Here is a 19,942-nt window from a genome sequence, read left to right on the forward strand (position 1 = left end):
TTGGACTTCTGGTACACCTTTATCTGTTACAACTGCTTCTGGCAACTCTGGTTGGACTGCTGGCTCACCTTTGTCGGTTACTACAGCTGCTGGTAGTTCAGGCTGAATTGCGGGTTCAACAATAGCTCCAGACTGTACTTCCTTATGTTCTGCACCAGTCTCAGGTTGTTCCTTTATAACTTGAGCTTTTTTAGTACCTTTTTCGACTATTCTTGTAACAGGCGCAGTCGTTGAAGTTGAAACAATTTCTCGTGAAACCTCTTCATTGTTTACAGAGAATATTCTGATGACTTCAACTTTCTTACCTAATTTACCTTCTTGTTTTACTCTTACAGTTCCTTCAGCTAAATCAGGATTTTCTTGAATTTCTTCTTGAAAATCTATTTTTGTCTCTATAGTTTCCTCACGATATAAGAGTTCAGGTTTATTCAACTGGCCAGATAGAACTTCATCCTGTGGATTTAATGTATTTACCCCAGTCTTTTCTTTTGGAGAAACCTTCTCGTCTTTCTTCGTTTCTATATTCTTATGTTCTGCCAACTGTGCTTGAGAATCTGAAGATTGTTTCTCTTCTTTTCTTGGATTGATTAATTCAGTAGAGAAAGGTTTTTCAACTACTTGAACTTCTGTCGGCTTAGTTGAAGAAACAGGTGTTTGTTCCTGAATAGCTTGTACTGTTGATGGATTCTCTACAAAATTCGGTGTAACATTATAATCCACCTTTTGTTGTTTTGTAGGAGTGGCAACTGAACTCTTTTGATTACTTACTTCAGAATCAGAAGTCGTTTTCCCCTCTTTGATATATCCAATATATGTGTAACCTGAAATGTCTTTAGGAAGAGGTAATTTTTCTCCAGAGGTCAATTCATAGTCAGTATTGTAATTTAGCAAAAGATTATTTTCTAAAGCATGAGCTGAAACTAAGACACCATTTCCTATTCCTGCAACCAATACTAAATGTAATACTGTTTTATTCTTAACTTTTTTCTTAGAAACAGCAAAAATTAAAATCCCCAAAGCAGCTAAGCTAGTACCAGCAACTAAGGCTTGCATCTCATTCTTGCTTCCAGTATTTGGCAATTCCGCCAGTTGATTTTGAGAATTTAATTTATAAACAAGATAATAAGTTTCATCATCATTCTCCGTGTATGCCGGAATATCATAGACAAGCTGCTTCTTGTCTTCTGATGATAACTCTGACTCTGTCACATATTTATAGTGAACACCTTTAGTCTCTTGAGCTTCTACAGATGAACTACCTAATACAGACATAAAAAATAAACTTGAAATCGTCGCAGATACAAGTCCTACTGATAATTTTCTAAATGAAAAACGCTGCTGTTTTTCACCAAAATACTTTTCCATGATTCCTCCTTGAAATAAAATTTATATTTATGTTACGAAGACCTTTAATATATTAGCGTATTATCTATAAAAAAGGCATTACACTTTGATTATACTCTTAATTTACCAAAAAGTCTTAAAATTGCATTACGTTTTCATACTTTGTTTTATATATAAAATACCAAGCAATAATGTTTGCAATTCCCTATTATCTTTTTCCATAAAAGAAAACCCACCATGGCATTTCCACGGTAGGTGTTACTTATATCAATAATCGTTCTAAAAATGGTTTGAGACAGTTTAGGAGAATTCCTTCTATCCAGCTTTCTTGTGCTGAGGAGAGATGATCTGCCTGGAGGCTTTCTTTTAGAAAATCTCGGACTTGTTCTGGTGCGATTTCAAATTCAAAAGCTTTCATTTTATAGAAAAATTCGATGAGATGATCTGACAGATATTCAGTTGAAAAGGGAACTTCTCCACTTTTTCGATATTCTAATAAGAGGCGAGCAAATCGAGATTTTTCTTCAGGAAGCTCACGGAAATAGGAATTGAGGAGCCAGATCTGCTTCTGCTTTCTTTCAATTGGATCCCGACTGGTAATTCGTTGGTCTTTTTCCAGCTCTTTTTTGTATTGTTTGGCCTTGATAGCCCGTTCTGTTCGATTTTTACCAAAAAGTATTTTCTCCCACTTACGTTCTTCTTGAGTCAGGGTTTCTGTAAAGCCAAAGTAATCTTGATAGGCACGCTCTGCTGGGCCCATAGCTAGAACCAGATTGTCTGCATATTGCTTGGCGATTTTATCTCTCTTCTTGCGCTCTTTCTCTGCCTGGATACGGAGTTCTTGTTCGTAGTCAATTTTCTCCTTGCCTAGCTTGACAAGGTAGAGTTGGTCATCTGATTTTCCAAGTAAAAAGGGTTTGATACACTTTTCAAGGACTTCTTCCATACGAGCTTTCTTCTTGGGTTCTGCCTTGGTCCAACTTCCTCCTTGAAAGACTTCTAGGAAAAGCTGGTAGTCTCTCTCAGGTGCAAATTGATTGCCACGATTGGGTTTAAAAACACCTTTTTCCCAGAGCCAATTTAGAAGACGCTCGTCAAAGTCACTTTTATTGACCTTGATTTTCTCCTTTTTATGGGCTTTTCTGGTCAGATTTTCAACCTTTCTAAGCAGTTTTTCTTCCTCTTCCAGTTGCTGGTCAAGGGTCAATCGATGAAAATGACGAACACAGTCGCTACCAATCGGAAAGAGACGTTGGCCTGTGACGCCATTAAAGAGTTCGTAGGCGTACTTGATGGCATTCCCACAGACACAATTGCTACGGCCGATACCGTTAAAAATCAAGGAAACTTCATTCCATTCCTTGGTAGCTTGTTCCCAAGTATCAGATTTTGAAGCCTGTAAAACCGCATCATGCAGGGATTTTCTAACTGGAAGTGTCATGGGGTCTCCTTTCTAGATTATACTTTTACAACTTTAACCTCTTCTTTACCCAGTAAAATCAAGTATTTTTCAATATTTTCAATCGAATAGGCGCGGGATAAAGCCTCTTCGTATAGGGCTAACTGTCCACGATAGCGGTCTACGAGTTGACTTGGTTCATCATAGCGGTCTGTCTTATAGTCGAACAGAACGATTTTGTCCTCGTAAAGTAGATAGCCATCAAGGATACCACGGACAACAAAGTCTTCCTGACTCTTTTGGTCTCGTTTGAGCATGGAGAAAGGTTGCTCGCGATAAAGATGGTTGGTATTAGCGAGAATTTCCTGACCAAGTGCTGTGTCAAAGAATGTAAGAATTTTGGCAAGATTAATTTTTTCCCTGACAGCTTGGCTGGTTTGAACTTGTTTGAGAGTTTCTGTCAGGCTAGCAAGTGTTGGTTGCTGACTGAGGTCGATTCTCTGCATGAGTTCGTGGGTAGCACTACCAATCTCAGCTCCTGTTACCTTTCCTTTGGTTGAAAAATCTGGCAAATCAAAGTTGATTTTCTTGTCTACTGACTGGCCTTGACCTGCAATCTCGACACCTTCCATATCCATAACTGGTTCGTAGAATTTCTTGATTTGACTTGGGGTTTGAACACTAGGAAGTTCAATGGCTGAGCGGTGAAGAGTATTATAAACTTCAACTTCTTTCAGCATTTCAAGAGCTTCTTTAATGGTTTCTGACTGGCGATTGTCTGCTTGGGAGCTAGCTTGGAGAGGACTTTTGTTTTCCAACTGACCAATAGCTTCTCTAGTCAGCTGATCTTCACCAACAAAACGATAGCTAAAGTTGAGATGATCCTTGGCAAATACTTTACTGATAGCCCAAATCCAATCTTGGAAATTCCTTGCTTGAAGTCTAGTGTTGCTATTTAGTTTCCCATTTTTAGCTGCTGGGTATTCTTTGGATTCCAGCTTTTCACGAGATCCCTTACCGAAAAGATAGAGCTTTTTCTCAGCACGCGTCATGGCAACGTAGAGGAGACGCATTTGCTCAGAATAACTTGCCAGCTGTAATTCCTCTTCGTTCTGCCTATAGGTCAGACTAGGAATGGAGAGTTTGATGGTTTTAGGATAGTGATCTTCCACTGCTCCTGTATCCATTTTGGCAATATATTTGACACCAAGACCATTCTGACGACTGAGAATGATCTCTGACATGCTGTCTTGCTTGTTGAAATCTTGATCCATATTGAGGATAAAGACGTAAGGAAACTCCAGTCCTTTACTTTTGTGGATTGTCATGAGCTCTACTGCATCTTTTGGAGGTGCGATGGCTACGCTTGCCAAATCGTGCTGGGCTTCCAAGACTTGGTCAATCATACGAATAAAACGCGACAAACCTTTGAAATTGCTCTTTTCAAACTGATCAGCACGCAGTGCTAGGGCATAGAGATTGGCCTGTCTAGCAGGACCATTTGGCAAAGCTCCAACATAGTCATAATAAAAACGGTCGTTGTAAATCTTCCAAATCAGGTCATAGAGGGAGTGGGTTTTGGCATACAAGCGCCAAGAAGCCAAGATATCCATGAATTGCTTTAGTTTCTCAGCTAGAGCTGTTTGAATCAAGCCTTTTTGACTACTTACCAGTTTTTGAGCATTTACTAGTTTCTCATAGAAATTTTCGTGGACTTTATCCTCTGCTTTCTGAAGAGATAAACGTGCTAACTCGTCCTCATCAAAGCCAAACATAGGAGACTTCATAAGGGCAACCAAGGCATAGTCTTGAAGAGGATTGTGAATGACACGAAGGGTGTCCAGCATGACTTGCACTTCTAGGGATTGGAGATAATTGTTTTGCTCACCGTCTGTTTTGACAGGAATCCCGTACTCAGACAGGGCGAGAAGAATCTGGTCATTACGACTGCGGCTGGAGGTCAGAAGAGCAATTTCTTTAAAGGCAACACCTTTTTCCTGATGAAGTTTAAGAATCTCCTTGATAACCAAGCGCATTTCGCCTGTTAGTTTCGTTTCTGCCTGCCCCTCTTCTTCCTCACCTGTGTCGTCCTTGTCATAGAGGAGAAATTCTGCCTTGTTGTCTGGATTGGGAGTCAGTTTGCTATTGGCAAAAACAAGCTGGTGCATGTTATCATAGTTGATTTCGCCGACCTCTTGGTCCATGAGACGTTCAAATACATCATTGGTTGCTGATAGTACTTCTGAACTACTACGGAAATTTTCCTTGAGAAGAATTAGCTTGCCTTCTTGTGGATTTTGCGCATAGCGTTGGAATTTTTCATTGAAAATCTGCGGATCTGCCTGACGGAAACGATAGATAGACTGCTTGATATCTCCCACCATAAAGCGATTGTGGCCATTAGACAGCAATTCCAACATCCGTTCTTGAATATGGTTGGTATCCTGATACTCATCGACCATAACTTCGTGGAAGCGATCATGATAAGCCTCACGAACTTGCAGGAAATTCTCTAAAATCTCAATGGTGTAATGGCTGATATCAGCGAATTCAAAGGCGTTTTCCTGACGTTTACGCTGACGATAAGCTTCCACAAAGTCACTCATGAAGGCTTGGAAGGTTTTAGCTAGTTCCCATGTATCTCCATGATAACGTTCTTGATAGTCGAGAATGGTTATCTGATCTGCTAGTTGTCCTAGTTTAGCAAACTGGGTCTTTCTCTCTTCGTTGTAGGCATCGGCCAGTGGCTTCAAATCAGCCTTACGGCTGGCATTAGTAAGAGATCGACCGTTTTTCTCTTTCGAAATTGCGACAACACGCGCAAGCACCGCTTGATAAGCCTGACTATCGGACTCTTGATTTAAGGAGCCAATTTCATCCAGAATCAACTGAACATTTTCTAAATAAGCAGCCTTTGCAAATTCCTTGGCATCATTATCCAGATGATAACGGAAGAAACTTTCCAAGTCCCAAAGGGCTTGTTTGATTTGCTCAGTCAGTTTTTCTTTTTCACTGGTAAAATTAGCTTTTTCAAAGCCTTTGAGGAAAGACTCACTCAGCCATTTCTGAGGATTGCTGGTGGATTGGAGGAAGTCATAGATTTTATAGACTTGCTGGCGCAGCCCTCGTTCGTCCTTGCCACGCCCTGCAAAATTTTTCAGTAAATGGCTAAACTTCTTTTTCTGTTTACCTTGGTAATGCGCTTCAAAGACCTCATGGAAGACTTCATTTTTTAGAAGGAGTTGCTCGCTCTGGTTTTGTAAAATCCGGAAATTAGGCGCAATATCAATTAGATAGCCATGTTTGCCAAGGAATTTTTGTGTGAAAGAGTCCATGGTTCCGATGGCAGCGTTGGGTAGATCAGCTAACTGACGACCCAAGTGTTGTTTGAGGTCGACATCGCTGCTTTCTTGGATTTGCTTGCTGATTTTTTTCTCTAAACGTTCTTTAAGTTCAGTCGCAGCCTTGACGGTAAAGGTTGAGATAAAGAGTTGAGAAATTTCGATACCACGCGCTAACTGGTCCAGAATACGCTCGGCCATGACAAAAGTCTTCCCAGAACCAGCCGATGCTGAGACTAGGATATTTTGGCCAGAAGTATAGATGGCTTCAATTTGCTCGGCAGTTTTCTTCTGTTCCTTGCTCGAATGCGCTTCTGCTTCCTGCAGGTTTTGAATTTCCTCCTCAGTTAAAAACGGAATGTGCTTCATCGATTCAACTCCTCTCTTATTTTTTCAAACCAAGCTTGCTTGAGCTTTTCTCCGGCCAGACGCTTACCGTCAGCCAAGTCCAACTTCTCTAGGAAACGGGCTTGCCCCAAATGGTAATTGGCTTCAAATCCTGTGATGGCTTGATGTTGCTGAACGTAGGGGGCAATGCTTCTACCATTTTCGGTATAAGGATTAATGGCGAACTGGCCTGCTAAAATCTTCTCAGCTGCTTTCTTGTAAAGTTGGGCATTGTAGTCCAGTAGGAGCTGGAATTCCTCATCCGTCAGCTGATTAGCCTTGTTTTTGTTGTAAAAATCGCCCAAATGACTGCTTTCTTTTTCTAAAAAGAGCCCTTGGTATTTCATTGACTTGCTGGCTTCTACTACCGCTCCTGCCAGACTTTTAACAGCCATCAAAGATTGGATAGGTTCAGCCATTTCCAAGTACATGGCACCAAAAAAGTTCTGCTCCCCTTCTCTTTTTAAGGCAGCTAAATAGGTTGGCAACTGGGAATTGAGTCCATTAAAGAAATGAGGAAACTGGAACTGAGTCAGACTCGACTTGTAGTCTACCACTCCTATCGCCCCATCAGCTTTCAATCGGTCAATCCGGTCAACCTTACCTCGTACAAAGACACTGCGACCATTGTCCAATTGAATAAAGGCTTGCTCTTTCCCACCGAAATTCGCTTCCTCTTTGATGGTTTCGATGGCTGGATTGTGTCGGAGAATATGGCCAGTCGTCCGTGCAACATCAAGCAAAACTTCCTTTGTAAACTGGGCTTCCAAACTTTCCTGATAAATTGCTTCAAATTCCCGTTCTTGACTGGTTTCTTGAATAGCTTGTTCTAAACGTTGGTCAAAGGAATCTTCGTCAGGCAACTGCAAGGCGCGTTCGAAGATACGGTGTAAGAAATTCCCATGACTGCGGGCATCAGGACGTAGACGTAATTCCTCTTGCAAGCCTAAAACGTAGCGGAGGAAATAACTGTATTGGTTTCGGTAAAACTCCGTCAAACCAGAGGTAGACAGGTAAAATTCCTTGTCAGCTGGATAGAGAGCCTGTAAGGTATCCTTAGTCAACTGCTTACTGCTTGGACTGGTTGGGAGGGCTGAATTTTCCAGACCTTGCTGTTCTAGTTTTTTACCCATCACACGCGCCAGAACCTTGACAAATGTCAAATCTTGCTCAGTCTCACTCATCTCGCCCTGCTGGTGATAGGCAACCAGACTGGACAAAAGACTGTGATATGAGCCCATATCTTCCTTAGACAGCCCTTTGTTATTCATCCTCTTCTCTTTCCGACTAAAACCAAAATGGACTAGCTCTTGAAGATAGATTGATTCCTTGCTTTCACTTTCGTTAAAAAGGCTTGGAGCTGACAAGACCAACTGCTTACGAGCAGAATTGATCAAGGAAAGCATAGTATAGCGATTTTTCTTGAGATTTTCACTGCTGGCAATCAGCAATTGCGCCCCATCTTCTGTCGCTTGGTTTAAGCTCTGTCTTTCTTCGTCTGTCAAAAGACTGGTATTTTGCGCGATTTTTGGTAAATTGTCCTGAGTTAGCCCAATGGCGTAGACAAAGTCAGCCGTTAAGGGCGCAATCAAATCGTAACTCTGCACCAGAACGGTGTCCACTGTTGCTGGAATGGTGCGGTATTGGGACAAACTCATTCCAGAATGGAGCAAGGCTAGGAAGTCCTCTAGATTAACTTGCGAACCTGCAAAAACGGTCGCAAATTGTTCTAAAACATGACAGAAAGCCTTCCAAACTTCAGCCTGTCTTTCCTGTTCAAGAGTTTCCATAGTAGCTGTCAAATCTTGTAACTGCTTGGTCACAACTCCTTTTTTTAAAAAGACATTCCATTTTTGTAGGAGGTTTTCTGCCTTCTGTTTTCGGCTAGAAAAAAGAATCTCAAGAGGTGTTAAAATACACGGACGAAGAGCATTTAAACGTTCCAGATTAAATTTTCCATGGTGGGATTTGGTGAAGGTTTGCTGAAAGGATGGCAAGCCATTGATACCAAGATAGCGGATATATTGCTCAAAAGCATCAATATCAGCTTGACTAAGGTCGGTATACAAACCTGTTCTGAGAAGGTTAATCAAATCCTCCTGACGGAAACGGTAGCGTTTTAAAGCTAAAATAGATTCGACAAACTGTGTCAAGGGATGATGAGCCATGGATTCGCTTCTACCAAGATAGAAAGGAATCTGATACTGGTCAAAAATCGTTTTTAGAGATAATTGATAAGAAGCTACATCCCCCAAGAGAATACGGAAATGCTTGTAACTCAGGTCTGGATTTTCATGTAATTTCTGACGAATGCTACGGGCTACCAACTCTAACTCTTCTTTTTGCGTCAAGCAAGACCAGATTTGTAAGTTTTCACGGTCTTTCTCATCGACATCCAAAGCGAGTTCTGAAAAGTCATAAGAAGACTCCAACAAACGAGATGCCTTGTCAAAACTATCCATCTTCTCATGAGTTTGAGAACAATCCAGAGCAGGTGTTTGGTATTTAGAGGCCAGATGATGGAGAAACTCCACACTGGCTTGATAGAGATTGCCTTCAGCGAATGGACTGGTATAAGCTTTCTTACTAGCGTAAGCCCCAATGACAATCTCAACTCCCTTGCCATGAAGTAGGTCCACAATTCGCTCTTCCTCAGCAGAAAAACGAGTAAATCCATCAATAACCAAAGCGATTTGAGTAAAATCACTACTTACCTTGTCATTCTCAATAGCCTCAATCAAATGGGACAACTGACTTCCCTGAGCTAACTGCCCTTGGTTAAGATAGGCCGTTACCTTCTCAAAAATCAAGAGTAAATCGGCTCGCTTGTCCTCATCCGTCAAACTCTCCAAGTCCAAAAAACTCATTTGAGCAGTCGTCATCTCGTGGTAAAGATCAATCAACTGCTGGATAAATTGAGGATCCTGCTTGATAGCTCCATAAACACGTAAGTCCTTAGGATCAAGTTCAGCAAGGCATTTGTAAAAGGCCATCCCAAGACCGATGTCATCTAGACTGGTCTTAGCAGGCAAATCATTCAAAATCAGGTAACGAGCCATTTGCGCAAAGCGCGTGACGGTAATCGCAAAAGAAGCCTGCTGGAACAAGCATTCCAGCACGGCGCGTTCCTTTTCAAAAGAAAGAGAGTTGGGAGCGATGTAGAAGACTCGCTTGCCAGCAGCAACCAGCTCCTCCGCCTCTCTGGTTAGAATTTCAGTCAAAGAAGTCCGAATATCAGTATAAAGTAATTTCATCTCAGCCTCGTTGGAATTTTTCGTTACCTTTTATTATACCATGATTAGCCAGCCAATTCTGAAAATAATCAGTTCTTGTTCATTCGTTGAAAAGAAAATGCCGGAAAGTTCCGACATTGTTTTAGTAAGCTAACTTCCTGAAAATAGGAGTAACCACACATTCCAGAAGGCAGTGATATTGATGAGAATGTGAACTAGTATTGGATAATAGAGATTTTTTGTCATGCGATACAATAGAGCCAAAATAAGCCCTCCGCTAGCATAAATGAAAAAAGCAAGAGGAGTTAAAGCGAAATTGATATGAATATAACCGAAAATAATAGCAGAAAGCAAGACATCTCCGTACCAAGGCGAGTTTTTGAAAAAGGTTATCATAAGCACACCGCGATAAATCAATTCCTCAGCAATAGGGCCGATGAAGCAAGCTATGAGCAAGAAATAGGGTAATTCCTGTCTCCCTATCATTTCTATCGTTTCATTCAAAGAAATTTGATTTGAAGACGAGGGTATGAAATAAGACAAGAAGAAGTCAGACATATACGAAATGATATAGCCCAGTAAAAGGTAGATAAAGTACCTCAACTGCCACTTGAAGTGAAAAGTTTTCTTTCCTGCAAAAACTAGTAGATAGATGACCGCTAATAAAAGAACTCCACTCTCCATCAAAAGTAGAATCTGAAAAAACTCACGACTTGCTGGTAGATAAGGCTTTGCGAGATGATTGAAAAGCCTCCAAAACCAAGTTGATTTGTAAAAAATTAAGGATAATGCTAGTAAAATCTGAATAATTCGTTTTTTCATATTAAATCCTCTGTTTTCCTTGGCTAGATTATTGAATAGAATGGTTTACTTAACTGTATAACAAGTTTAGTATAGAATATCTTTTCAAAATATCCTCTTCAAATCGTGAATTGTTATCAAAACATCCTAGACTGTAAAATCAATTACCCCCTCCCCTTTTACCATCATCTTCTCTAACAAAGGAAGACCTATGATTAAGTTACTAACCTTGGATGTAGATTGATTTCTCCTAAATGAAGCCAGAGCCCAAAAAAATCAGGTGATTTATTTAGCCTGAACCTTACGGAGCAAGATAAATAAAAGCCAGTATTGCTACTGACTCTTACATCATTTTAATTTAACAGGATAAATTTATGCTTCTGATTTCGTCATAACTGACTCACTACCTTTTTAACAAAGCAAGTAATTTTTCTGCTTTTGCCATGATACCATTATTATCCATGGTTTGGAGACTCAGATTATTTCGTAAACCAGCTAGGCTCTCTGTCACATTGTTTTTCAAGCTAGCATCCGTTACTGCATCAAGTAGATCTTCTACTTCTTTAAGCTTGACTTCTACTTTTTCAGTCTCTACTTGAGGGACTTCAGATTCGTCTGTTGTATCGTTAGCTACTCCCTCTGTCTCGTCTTCATCAGTGCTTGGTTTATAAAGATTATCTACTGAAGGGTTTAAACCTGCGTGATTCTCTTTTTCATCAGATTCAGGGCGAGTTGGCTCACTTACTTCATCATGTTCCTTATCTTCATCAGGTTTACTGTCTTCTGCTTTATTTTTACGAACATGGTCACTTGCGTTTCCCCAACCATTATCTGAGTGAGGACGTTCATTTGGATGTTCAACATAATATTTTACAGTCGCAAAGAGATCCTCTAAACTATAGCCTTTAGGTGCCTCATAAAGTCCTTCGTCAAACCAAACAAATTTAATGTTATGGTAATGGTCATAATGAGGTATAATCAAGCTACCGTTTTTAACTTCAACAGTATGTTGGAGATTGTAAGGCATGTGATCAAGTGGAACCTTCTTATCTGCCTTCACTTTATTATAGATTGCTTCTACTCCTTTAACCTCAGTATTTCCTGCCCCCTGATTATCTGTTGAAGGAGGCATCAAACCTTTCTCTTTAGCATAAGTCTGAGCTGCTGCTCTTTCAGCTTCAGACAAACTTTCTTTCTTAATCCAATGACTATGAGTCATATGTGGAGTTACATAGGCATCGCCTTCATCGCTAGTTATGTCACGAGGATCAAAGATATAGCCATCTTCTGTTGTATACTTACCTGCTAATTTCGCTAATTTAATTTCATCGTCCGTATAAGCAATTTGAGCATTTGGTTTGCCAAGTCGCTCTGGATGGGTAATTGGTGCTAAGAAGGTAAGAATATCATCAACTAACTTGACTTTATCACTTGAAACATCATTAAGACGTTCCAATAGTTTATCCAAAGCGTCAAAATCAGCTTGGCGCCCTTTATTAGAAATCAAATTTTGATGAACTTTTGCTAGTAAATCATAAACCTTGTTGTAAAATTCTTGCTCACTAGAAGGGATGGTACTTTTCTTAGCTCCTAACTCATGAGACAAACTTTCTTGTTTGGAAAGTTTATTATCAATGGCTGCAACAGTTTCTGCTGAAAGCTCCTTAGTAGAGATATAACGCGAGGTTCCATTCTCTTCAAAGACATAACCATCAGCTACCTTTCGAACAGCCTGTTTAACCAATTTTCCATCAAATGGATTGCTTGGAGATGATTGAGGATTTGGTACAGGTTGTGGACTTGGTACTGGGGTAAGCTCTGGAGCAGGGATTAGATTTGGTCTTGATGGTAACCAATGACTTGAACTATAATGAAGTGGAATCATTCTTGCAATCTTCTGCTCTAAATCAGACATTTGTGAATAAGGAATAAAGTGATAATGGTCTCCGTGAGGCACTGCTACACCATTTGCAGTACGTTTGATGATTTGGGCCGGATCAAAGACTAATCCATCCGATTCTACATGTCTCTCTGACAAAGGTTTGGCATACAATTCACTTAAAAGTGTTGAAATGTCTTCCCCTTGATTTTGATGATATGTTGGGGTGACAGTCAGGTTTGGAGTCTCTGTCAAACTTGGTTGGGCTGGTTTAGTATTATCACTACTTGGTTTACTTGAGCTTGTAGAAGAATGAGAACCCTGTTTACCATTCCAATAAGCTTGGGCGGCAGCTAATTCTCCTGCTGACAAATCACTCTTAGGTATATAGTGGAAATGATTGCCGTGCGGTACAACAAAAGCGTCACCTGTATCTTCAATCACATCTGTTGGACTAAAGACATACCCATCATCTGTTGTATAAGCTCCTCCAGTTCCTCGATTTGGTGCCGGCGTATTAAGATTAAAGTTTGGTTTAATGGTTGAACTTAGTTTCTCAGAACTGCTTGGTTTCGGATTGTCAGAATGACTTTGAACTGGCTGACCTCCAATTGGTAGATTTCGAGCCAATTTTTCTTCCAAAGCAGACATTTGCGAATAAGGGATGAAATGGAAATGATCCCCGTGAGGAACTGCCACACCATTGGCAGTACGTTTTGTAATCTGTGCTGGGTCAAATACCAAGCCATCAGACTCCACATGACGTTGGCTAAGTGGCAAAGCGTACAATTCTTGAAGGAGACTAGCTAAATCCTCATTTGAGCTCTCCGGAGCTTTGGCAGAATCTTGAGGAGTTTCAGATTGACTCATTCTTAGACTAGATCTTGTTTCAGCTATGCTTGAACGATATTCAACCGTACTTAATTGGCCACCTTTCCCAGATAAGAAGGCTTGGGCAGCAGCTAATTCACTAGCAGACAAATCACTCTTAGGAATATAGTGGAAGTGATTGCCATGAGGAACGATATAGGCATCACCCGTGTCCTCAATGATATCAGAGGCATTAAAGATATACCCATCATCCGTTGTATAGCGTCCTTGAGCTCTGGCTGCAGCAACAGCATTATCTGTACTCGAATTATGATTATGACTGTGTTCCTGCTTCTGACGTTTAATCTCTTCTTTTGTCCGAATATTATCCGCGTGGGCAGCATCCTTGAGGTAAACATAGTATTTCCCGTCTACCTTAATCACATAGCCACCCTTGATTTCATTAACAATATCTGCATCCTTCAACTGATAATTCGGATCTTTCATCAGCAGTTCTTCACTGATGATGGCATCATAAGGAACCTTGCCATTATAGTAATGATAATGGTCTCCATGAGAGGTCACATAACCTTGATCCGTAATCTTGATAACAATTTGTTCGGCGTTGATTCCCTCTCTCTTACTGACTTCATCTGGTGTCAAATTTTCTGCCTTTTGACCAGCCTGGTCACCATCTATATAAGCAACTCGATTAGACTCTTTCTTAACTTGTCCAGCTTGATACCGTCCAAGCTCATAGGAACAAACACTTAGGGCAAGAACTGCCACTGAACCTGCTACATATTTTTTATTGATTTTCATTCTTATCTCTTTTCTAAAATCTATTTGATTCACCACAAAATGATAAACTGGTTAATTAACTAGTTAATAGTTTACTCTTTTTAGTATTGGTTGTCAAGAATTTTTCTTATATACATAATAAAAATGAAAGCCTCTTTATCGAGACTTTCATTTTTCATTAGTTTATTTTTCTTTGCTTACAGATGTAGGATTACTACCTTGTAACAAAGCAAGTAATTTTTCTGCTTCTGTCATGATAGCATTATTATCCAAGGTTTGGAGACTCAGATTATTTCGTAAACCAGCTAGGGTTTCTGTTGCATTGGCTTTCAAACTAGCATCTGTTACTTTAGCAAGTAAAGCTTCTGCTTCTTTGAGCTTGGCTTCTACTTTTTCAGTCTCTACTTGAGGGACTTCTGGCTCAGCAGGTGTTTCCTCTACTGGCTCTTCATCTGCTTTGAAGTTCTTATTTGGATCTTCACTGTGGTCTTTCTTACCTAAGACATGCTCGCTGGCATTGCCCCATCCATCATTAGAATGTGGACGTTCGTCAGGATGTTCAACATAATACTTAATCGTCGCAAATAAGTCTTCCAATGTATAACCATTTGGAGCCTTGTATGAGTGATCATCAAACCAAGCAAATTTAATGTTGTGGTAATGATCCTTATGTGGAATGATTAAATTACCATTTTTAATCTCAACTGTATGCTCGACCATGTATGGAAGTCGTACGAGTGGAATTCGTTTTTCACCTTTCACACGATTGTAAATGGCCGCTGCACTATCTCCAGTTGGATTTGCTTGAGCGTCTGCATCTGGAGATGGAGGTAGGATACCTTTTTCTTTAGTATAAGATTGAGCAGCTGCTTTTTCCTTATCAGAAAGGCTATCTTTTCCAATCCAGTGACTATGACCCATATGAGGCGTTACATAGGCATCTCCTTCATCACTGATAATATCATGTTCGTCAAAAATGTAGCCATCTGAGGTTGTATACTTATCAGCTAATTGTGCAATACGGACTTCGTTTTCGGTATATTCAATTTGAGAATTTGGTTTACCAAGACGTTCTGGATGGGTAATTGGTGCTAGGAATGCCAATAAATCATCTACTAATTTTCCTTTATTAGAAGATTCATCATTCAAGCGTTCTGCTAATTTGTCTAAGGCTTGGAAATCAGAAGTACGACCCTTATTTTCAGACAAGGCTTTATGAGCCTCGACCAATAAATTATATGCTTTATCATAAAATTCTTGGTCACGAGGTGGTACATTTTCTTTCTTCGCAACTAGGGCATGCGTCTCTTGAGTTTTCTTAGACAAGAGATTTTCAATAGCGTCAATCTTATCCTTGGCTAAGTCTTTAGCTAGAACATAACGACTAGCGCCCTTATCTTCGATAATATATCCATCACCAACTTTTCTAACAACCTGGTTGACATCAAATTCTGTCGGTTTATTTTCCACTGGTGCTAGAGGTTTGGTAGGAGGGGCTGGCTTCAGAGGAGTAACACTTGGCAAGACACTGCCATTTTGTCCCTTAACAGCTATCATACGAGCCAATTTTTCTTCAAGCGGTGACATTTGTGAATAAGGAATAAAGTGATAATGGTCTCCGTGAGGTACTGCGACACCATTTGCAGTACGTTTGATGATTTGGGCCGGATCAAAGACTAATCCATCCGATTCTACATGTCTCTCTGACAAAGGTTTGGCATACAATTCACTTAAAAGTGTTGAAATGTCTTCCCCTTGATTTTGATGATAAGTTGGAGTGACAGTCATGTTTGGAGTCTCTGTCAAACTTGGTTGGGCTGGTTTAGCATTATCACTACTTGGTTTACTTGAACTTGTAGCAGAATGTGAGCCCTGCTTCCCATTCCAATAGGCTTGGGCTGCAGCCAATTCTCCTGCTGACAAATCACTCTTAGGTATATAGTGAAAATGATTGCCGTGCGGTACAACAAAAGCGTCACCTGTATCTTCAATCACATCTGTCGGACTAAAGACATACCCATCATCCGTTGTATAGGCTCCTCCAGTTCCTCGATTCGGTGCCGGCGTATTGAGATTAAAGTTTGGTTTAATGGTTGAACTTGATTTCTCAGAACTGCTTGGTTTCGTATTATCAGCATGACTTTGAATTGGCTGACCTCCAATTGGTAGATTTCGAGCCAATTTTTCTTCCAAAGCAGACATTTGTGAATAAGGAATGAAATGGAAATGATCCCCGTGAGGCACTGCTACACCATTGGCAGTACGTTTTGTAATCTGTGCTGGATCAAATACTAAGCCATCAGACTCCACATGACGTTGGCTAAGTGGCAAAGCATACAATTCTTGAAGAAGACTAGCTAAATCCTCACTTTGACTTTCAGGAGCTGTTGCAGAATCTTGAGATGTCTCAGATTGACTCGTTCTCACACTAGATCTTGTTTCAGCTCTGCTTGAACGATATTCAACCGTACTTAATTGGCCACCTTTTCCAGATAAGAAGGCTTGGGCAGCAGCTAATTCACTAGCAGACAAATCACTCTTCGGAATATAGTGGAAGTGATTGCCATGAGGAACGATATAGGCATCACCCGTGTCCTCAATGATATCAGATGCATTGAAGATATAACCATCATCCGTTGTATAACGTCCTTGGGCTCTGGCTGCAGCAACAGCATTATCTGTACTTGAATTATGATTATGACTGTGTTCCTGCTTCTGACGTTTAATCTCTTCTTTTGTCCGAATATTGTCCGCATGAGCCGCATCTTTAAGGTAAACATAGTATTTCCCGTCTACCTTAATCACATAGCCACCCTTGATTTCATTGACAATGTCTGAATCCTTCAACTGATAATTCGGATCTTTCATCAGCAGTTCTTCACTGATGATGGCATCATAAGGAACCTTGCCATTATAGTAGTGATAATGGTCTCCATGAGAGGTCACATAACCTTGATCCGTAATCTTGATAACGATTTGTTCGGCGTTGATTCCCTCTCTCTTACTGACTTCATCTGGTGTCAAATTTTCTGCTTTTTGACCAGCCTGATCACCATCTATATAAGCAACTCGATTCGAATCTTTCTTAACTTGACCAGCCTGATACCGTCCAAGCTCATAGGAACAAACACTTAGGGCAAGAACTGCCACTGAACCCGCTACATATTTTTTATTGATTTTCATTCTTTCCTCACTTTAATTCTTCTGCTAGAACACTCATATTTTCTTCCAGGTTTTCTAAATAAGTCTTGTCATTTTGTGGGTCTGCCTCTAAAGGATTCAGAGTTTTAAGACCCACACCTGTTGATTTGACAAGAGTTTCAGCTACTTTTGAAGAAGCATTACTTTCTGTAAAAATTGTTTTAACCTTATATGTTTTAACAAATTCCTGAATTTCTGTAAGTTGTCGTGGACTTGGTTCTTGTTCAGGAGAGATACCTGCAATACCAAGTTGATTAAGTCCAAATCTCTTCGCTAGATAAGAAAAGGCTGTATGTTGTGTTACAAATGTTTTCTGAGTCGCTTTTTCAAATTTAGGCTGGAATTTCTTAGTTAGTTCTTGAGCTTTTTTGATAAAGGCTTGCGCATTTTTCTGGTAAGTTTCTTTATGCTCACTATCCACCTCTGAAAGTTTATCAGCGATAATCTGAGCTTCTTCGCCAGCTTTTTCAGGATCTAGCCAAGTGTGAGGGTCATAGAGCGTTTTTTCATCAACTCCATCCCCTGCTTCCACATCTTCTAGCCCTGGGACGCGGTCTAAAGTCATTCCCTCTGAAGCCTCTAAAACCTTAACTTTAGATTTTTTTAGATTGGGATCTAAGCTTCCTGCCCAAGATTCGAGCGTATGAGAATGATAAACAAAGACATCTGCATCATAGATGGCCGCGATGTCATTTGCCGAAGGTTCAAAGGAATGAATCCCACTACTTGACTGAATCATTCGAACATCATTCAAGTCACCAGATACTTCCTTTACCATAGCGTAGATAGGATAAAAACTGGTCACAATCTTCATCCCTTTACCTGTCTGACTTTCCTTTTGACCACAAGCACCTAAACACAAAAGAAAGATACTTAACAATACTAAAAATAAACTTTGTTTCTTCATGGATAACCCCTTAACTATTTAATTAACTGGTAAACATTCTACTCCTAAAAATTTAATCTGTCAAGCTATTTTAAGAAAAAAATTGAAATTTCTTTCACATATAAAAATCTGCTGAGTTTCAACAACTCAACAGATTCTCACTTTATATACTCAATGAAAATCAAAGAGCAAATTAGGAAGCTAGCCGCAGGCTGCTCAAAGCACGACTTTGAGGTTGCAGATAGAACTGACGAAGTCAGCTCAAAACATGTTTTTGAGGTTGTAGATGAAACTGACGAAGTCAGCTCAAAACACTGTTTTGAGGTTGTAGATAAGACTGACGAAGTCAGTCACATACATACGGCAAGGCGAAGCTGACGTGGTTTGAAGAGATTTTCGAAGAGTATTATTCTTCTATGGTAGAATGCTTATAGCCATAAGTGAAGTAAATAATACTTCCTACTAACAACGCAACTAGGAAAGCAATCCAAGTTTCCATATTATACTGCAACATGAAGGACAAACAAATGATGATTGATAAAATTGGTAATAATGGTACCAGTGGTGTTTTAAATTCTCCAGCTTTGGGCATTCCCTTTTCTCTCCGTAAGCGAATCAAGCCGTAAGCAAGCATAATCAAGTAGGCCAAGGTACAAATGTTTAAGAAGGCTGCTATACTGGCTAGTGGGAATATTCCTGCAGCTACTGCTGAAGCTAGACCTGTCAAGATAGTAGCATTCTTTGGTACCTTGCTAGTCTTCGTTAGTTCTTTAAAGGCGGCAGGCATCAATCCGTCACGCGCTAAACTGTAAATCATACGCGATAGGGCATAGGTCATCGAAATACAAACTGTAATCAAGGTCAAGATAGCCACCAATGACACATAGTTGGCTGCCCAACTGATCCCAACGCTACGAAGGGCAAAGGCAACGGCATCGTCGACATTTAGATGGCTATAATGGACCACACCAGTTAAGACAAGCGTCACCAAGGCATAAAGAATAGTTACGATAGAAAGCGATAAGACAATCCCTCTAGGAATATTTTTTTGAGGAGTCTTGACCTCATCTACGGCCATAGAGATGGATTCAAATCCCAAAAAGCCGAAGAACATCAAGGACGCACCAGCCATAATACCAGTACTAGCACCATAGATTTGTCCAAAACCATAAGGAGCAAAATTACTCCAGTTGTCAAGTTTAATATGCCAAATTCCTACTAAAACAAAGAGAGCTAAAGCGGAAAATTTCAAAATAACTAGAATAGAATTAAAGCGTAAGGCTGCCTTGGCATTTAGTAAAACAAGCGAAGTCACCAAGACCAAGACAAGAATAGGCAATAAATCAACAAATGTTCCTGCTTGAGGATTAAAGGTACCATTTAAAGCCTGAGGAAGGGCTATCCCATATTGAGAAAGCAAGCCTTTAAAATAAGCTGCCCAACCCGAAGCCACACCAGATATGGCTGTCATGAACTCCATCATGGTTAACCAACCAGCCAACCAGGCAGGAAATTCTCCTAAAATAGCATAGAGATAACTGTAGGCACCACCTGTAGCGGGTACTCGCGAAGCAAATTCTGCAAAAAAGAGGGCTGATAATCCTACACACAAGGCAGAAATGACAATTGAAATCACTAGGGCTGGACCCGCTAGAGTTGCGGCTGCAGTACCTGTTATTGTAAAGACACCTGTCCCTACCATGGCTCCGATACCCAGCAAAATCAAATCCCATAACTTCAAATGCCTATGCATCTCCGTTTTATCTAAACTAACATTTTTTGTTCTAAATATATTCATCTTTGACTCCAAAATAAAATGATGATTCTATTTTACCATAAATATAGGAGATTTGTGAATAT

The 19,942-nt window shown here is 40.2% G+C and carries 9 protein-coding genes; all 9 read right to left on the minus strand.

The genetic code is table 11. The features are described 5' to 3' along the window. Positions 1-1,365: G5 domain-containing protein (locus KV696_RS09965; protein ID WP_258318536.1), on the minus strand; the 1,365-nt coding region annotated here is incomplete at its 3' end. Between the two features lie 241 nt (positions 1,366-1,606). Further along, the gene (locus KV696_RS01815) at positions 1,607-2,785 is read right to left on the minus strand and encodes a hypothetical protein (protein WP_219966695.1); all 1,179 of its coding nucleotides are present in this window, start codon (positions 2,783-2,785) and stop codon (positions 1,607-1,609) included. A 17-nt stretch (positions 2,786-2,802) separates the two neighbouring features. Next, positions 2,803-6,453, minus strand: coding sequence for a helicase-exonuclease AddAB subunit AddA (gene addA / locus KV696_RS01820; protein ID WP_219966696.1), 3,651 nt, complete (start codon positions 6,451-6,453; stop codon positions 2,803-2,805). Then, on the minus strand, positions 6,450-9,725 hold the full coding sequence (gene rexB, locus KV696_RS01825) for an ATP-dependent nuclease subunit B (RefSeq protein ID WP_219966697.1): 3,276 nt from the start codon (positions 9,723-9,725) through the stop codon (positions 6,450-6,452). The genes addA and rexB overlap by 4 nt, the downstream gene beginning before the upstream one ends. Positions 9,726-9,854: 129 nt before the next feature. Further along, on the minus strand, positions 9,855-10,526 hold the full coding sequence (locus KV696_RS01830; protein ID WP_219966698.1) for a CPBP family intramembrane glutamic endopeptidase: 672 nt from the start codon (positions 10,524-10,526) through the stop codon (positions 9,855-9,857). Between the two features lie 382 nt (positions 10,527-10,908). Continuing rightward, positions 10,909-14,016: a pneumococcal-type histidine triad protein gene (locus KV696_RS01835; RefSeq protein ID WP_219966699.1), complete on the minus strand. Its 3,108-nt coding sequence runs from the start codon at positions 14,014-14,016 to the stop codon at positions 10,909-10,911. A gap of 162 nt (positions 14,017-14,178) precedes the next feature. Next, on the minus strand, positions 14,179-17,178 hold the full coding sequence (locus tag KV696_RS01840) for a pneumococcal-type histidine triad protein (RefSeq protein WP_219966700.1): 3,000 nt from the start codon (positions 17,176-17,178) through the stop codon (positions 14,179-14,181). 7 nt (positions 17,179-17,185) lie between these two features. Beyond that, a complete protein-coding gene (gene adcAII / locus KV696_RS01845) occupies positions 17,186-18,103 on the minus strand; it encodes a zinc-binding lipoprotein AdcAII (protein ID WP_000744915.1) in 918 nt (305 codons plus the stop codon). A 385-nt stretch (positions 18,104-18,488) separates the two neighbouring features. Then, on the minus strand, positions 18,489-19,880 hold the full coding sequence (locus tag KV696_RS01850) for an APC family permease (protein WP_219966701.1): 1,392 nt from the start codon (positions 19,878-19,880) through the stop codon (positions 18,489-18,491). Positions 19,881-19,942: the final 62 nt, after the last annotated feature.

It is taken from the genome of Streptococcus humanilactis, assembly GCF_019448275.1.
GTDB lineage: Bacteria > Bacillota > Bacilli > Lactobacillales > Streptococcaceae > Streptococcus > Streptococcus humanilactis.

Coding starts and splice junctions, on each gene's coding strand:
- KV696_RS01815 (WP_219966695.1), bottom strand. CDS start 2,785: ATGACACTTCCAGTTAGAAAATCCCTGCATGATGCGGTTTTACAGGCT.
- addA (WP_219966696.1), bottom strand. CDS start 6,453: ATGAAGCACATTCCGTTTTTAACTGAGGAGGAAATTCAAAACCTGCAG.
- rexB (WP_219966697.1), bottom strand. CDS start 9,725: ATGAAATTACTTTATACTGATATTCGGACTTCTTTGACTGAAATTCTA.
- KV696_RS01830 (WP_219966698.1), bottom strand. CDS start 10,526: ATGAAAAAACGAATTATTCAGATTTTACTAGCATTATCCTTAATTTTT.
- KV696_RS01835 (WP_219966699.1), bottom strand. CDS start 14,016: ATGAAAATCAATAAAAAATATGTAGCAGGTTCAGTGGCAGTTCTTGCC.
- KV696_RS01840 (WP_219966700.1), bottom strand. CDS start 17,178: ATGAAAATCAATAAAAAATATGTAGCGGGTTCAGTGGCAGTTCTTGCC.
- adcAII (WP_000744915.1), bottom strand. CDS start 18,103: ATGAAGAAACAAAGTTTATTTTTAGTATTGTTAAGTATCTTTCTTTTG.
- KV696_RS01850 (WP_219966701.1), bottom strand. CDS start 19,880: ATGAATATATTTAGAACAAAAAATGTTAGTTTAGATAAAACGGAGATG.